The sequence below is a fragment of the Nocardia farcinica genome (assembly GCF_029867845.1).
Lineage (GTDB): Bacteria > Actinomycetota > Actinomycetes > Mycobacteriales > Mycobacteriaceae > Nocardia > Nocardia farcinica_A.
On the sequence record NZ_JARWRU010000962.1, the window covers coordinates 1 to 3076 of the forward strand.

Annotated in this window: 2 protein-coding genes; both read left to right on the forward strand. The window is 70.6% G+C overall.

Annotated elements, in window-relative coordinates; genetic code table 11:
- Window positions 1-143 precede the first annotated feature (143 nt).
- A complete protein-coding gene (locus QH283_RS21200) occupies window positions 144-1067 on the forward strand; it encodes an alpha/beta hydrolase (protein WP_280504724.1) in 924 nt (307 codons plus the stop codon).
- A gap of 89 nt (window positions 1068-1156) precedes the next feature.
- Window positions 1157-2950, forward strand: a complete 1794-nt coding sequence (locus QH283_RS21205; RefSeq protein ID WP_280504725.1) for an AMP-dependent synthetase/ligase — start codon at window positions 1157-1159, stop codon at window positions 2948-2950.
- Window positions 2951-3076: the final 126 nt, after the last annotated feature.

Consider the following 3076-nt stretch of genomic DNA (forward strand, 5'->3'; position numbering starts at 1 on the left):
GGGGGTGGGGGCCGCCCGCCCGCCGCGCCGCGGGGGGGCCGCCCCCCCCCCCGCCCCCCCCCGCCCCCGCCGGCCCCCGGGGGCGGGGGGGGGGGGGGGGCCCCCCCCCCCGCGTCCCCCTGTTCGACACGGATCGAGGACCCATGCGTGATCTCGACATCCCCCTGCCCGTCATGCGAGCGGTGCTCGGCCCGATGTTCCGGGTGATGATGGACCATCGCCTGCCGGTGACCGCCCGGCGCAAGCTCAGCGAACTGGCCTCACTTGCCCAGCCCGTCCCGGCGGACACCGCGGTGACGCCGCTGCGGCTCGGCGGCCGCCCGGCCGAACGGCTGACCGCGCCCAAGACGGCCACGCCGCGCCCGGAGACCGCGGTGCTCTACCTGCACGGCGGCGGCTACACCATCGGCTCGCCGACCACGCACCGCTCGCTGGCCGCGCGGCTGGCGCACGAGACGGGCGCGTCGGTGTATCAGCTGGACTACCGGCTGGCTCCCGAACATCCGCACCCGGCCGCGTTGGAGGACGCCCTCGCGGCCTTCGACGCGCTGGTCGGCCTCGGTCACCGCCAGGACCGCATCGCGATCGCGGGTGACTCCGCGGGCGGCGGGCTGAGCCTGGCCACGGCGCAGCACCTGGTCACCGAACGCGGTGTGCGGCCGGCGGCGCTCGGGCTGATCGCCCCCTGGGGCGACCCGAACCTGCCGCCGCCGGGCGAGCGCGACCTGGTGGTCAACCGGCGCTGGTCGCGCCGGTGCGCGCGGGACTATCTCGGCGACGGCGACCCCGCCTCGACCGGCTACGCCCCGCTGCGCGGCCCCATGGCGGGACTGCCGCCGACATACGTGCAGGCAGACACCGGTGAACTGCTCCACGGGCAGTGCGTAGAGTTGGTGGCGGCACTGCGCGAAGCCGGCGTGCCGGTGCGGTTCCACGAGACCAGCGGGTTGTGGCATGTGGCCCAGCTGCAGGCCTCGCTCACCGCGCGGGCAGCGGCTGCTGTGAGCGAACTGTCGGCGTTCCTGATGGCGTCACTACAACCCGCCACAGCACCCGACCTGGGTTGATGACTTCAACAGAATGCGACAGCCGAGCAGACACCACGCTGTCGGGTGGCGTAGATTACCTGCGAGTAAACATACGTGGAAGGGCACTGATGCGAGAGTTCGAAGTCCCGGCTTCCTACACAATCCCGGATGACGCGAACAATTCCGACAACGTCTTCCGCCATGCCGAACAGTCGCCGAACGCCGTGCTGTTCAAGGTACCCAATGGCGAGAACACCTGGGCGGACGTCACCGCGGCGGAGTTCGCGAAAGCCGTGACCGGTGTGGCGAAGGGATTGATCGCCGCGGGCATCGAACTGGGTGACCGCGTGGCCATCATGGCCCCCACCCGCTACGAATGGGCCCTGCTCGACTTCGCGATCTGGGCCGCGGGCGGTTGCACCGTCGCCATCTACGACAGCTCCTCCGCCGAGCAGGCCAAGTGGATCCTGCAGGATTCCGAGACCAAGCTGCTCGTGGTCGACAGCGACAAGCACCGCGCGGTGATCGACGAGATCGAGGACGGCGCGCTGCCGAAGCTGGCCGAGATCCTGCAGTTCGACAAGGGCGCGATCGAGACCCTGACCGAGCGCGGCAAGGACCTCGACGACGCTGTGGTGCACGAGCGCCGCAAGCAGGTCGGCGCGAGCTCGCCCGCCACCCTGATCTACACCTCCGGCACCACCGGCCGCCCCAAGGGCGTCATGCTCACCCACGCCAACCTGTGGGCGGAGTCGGCGGCCGACCAGCAGGCGCTCAAGGAGTATGTGACCGAGGGCAAGAAGACCCTCATGTTCCTGCCGCTGGCGCACGTGTTCGCCCGCGCGGTGGCGCTGGCCGCCTTCGACGCCAAGGTGATCGTGGCGCACTCGGCCGACTGGTCCACCCTGGTCGACCAGTTCGGCGCGTTCAAGCCCGACTTCATCCTCTCGGTGCCCCGCGTGTTCGAGAAGGTCTACAACTCCGCCAAGCAGAAGGCGCACGACGGCGGCAAGGGCAAGATCTTCGACGCCGCCGCGGCGACCGCCATCGCCTACAGCGAGTCCCTGGACAAGGGCGGCCCCGGCCTCGGCCTCAAGCTCAAGCACGCGCTGTTCGACAAGCTGGTCTACAGCAAGCTCAAGACCGCGCTCGGCGGTCAGTGCCAGGCCGCGGTGTCCGGCGGCGGCCCGCTGGGCGCGCGCCTCGGCCACTTCTTCCGCGGCGTCGGCGTGACGATCTACGAGGGCTACGGCCTGACCGAGACCACCGCCGCGGTCAGCGTGAACACCCCCGAGCACATCCGGGTCGGCTCGGTCGGCCGCCCGCTGCCCGGCCACGCCGCCAAGATCGCCGACGACGGCGAGCTGCTGCTGCGCGGCCCGGTCGTGTTCAACGGCTACTGGGGCAACCCGGAGGCCACCGAGGAAGCCTTCGCCGACGGCTGGTTCAAGACCGGCGACCTCGGCGCCATCGACGAGGACGGGTTCATCACGATCACCGGCCGCAAGAAGGAGATCATCGTCACCGCGGGCGGCAAGAACGTCTCCCCCGCCGTGCTCGAGGACTCCCTGCGCGCGCACCCGCTGATCAGCCAGGTCATGGTGGTCGGTGACGGCCGTCCGTTCATCGGCGCGCTGATCACCCTCGACCCGGAGGCGCTGCCGGGCTGGAAGGAGCGCAACAGCCTGCCCGCCGACACCCCGATCGAGAAGCTGGTCGAGAATCCCGACCTGATCGCCGAGATCGAGGCCGCGGTCGCCGAGACCAACAAGCTGGTCTCCAAGGCCGAGCAGATCAAGAAGCACACCATCCTGACCGTCGACTGGACCCAGGAGACCGGTGAGCTGACCCCGAAGATGTCGCTCAAGCGCAATGTCGTCATGAAGCAGTGCGCGGCCGAGGTGGAGCGGATCTACAGCTAGTCCTCGCGACCGGCTCCGGGGCCCGCGGGGGGGATTGGTTAACCCGCGGCGGGGGGGAGGGTTTGGAGGGAACCGGGGGGGGGGGGGGGGGGGTGGAGGGTTAAAACACCGGAAGGGTGAGGGGGG

What these genes read in the sequence shown, in the direction of transcription:
- QH283_RS21205 (WP_280504725.1), top strand. Translation starts at nt 1,157, where the DNA reads ATGCGAGAGTTCGAAGTCCCGGCTTCCTACACAATCCCGGATGACGCG.
- QH283_RS21200 (WP_280504724.1), top strand. Translation starts at nt 144, where the DNA reads ATGCGTGATCTCGACATCCCCCTGCCCGTCATGCGAGCGGTGCTCGGC.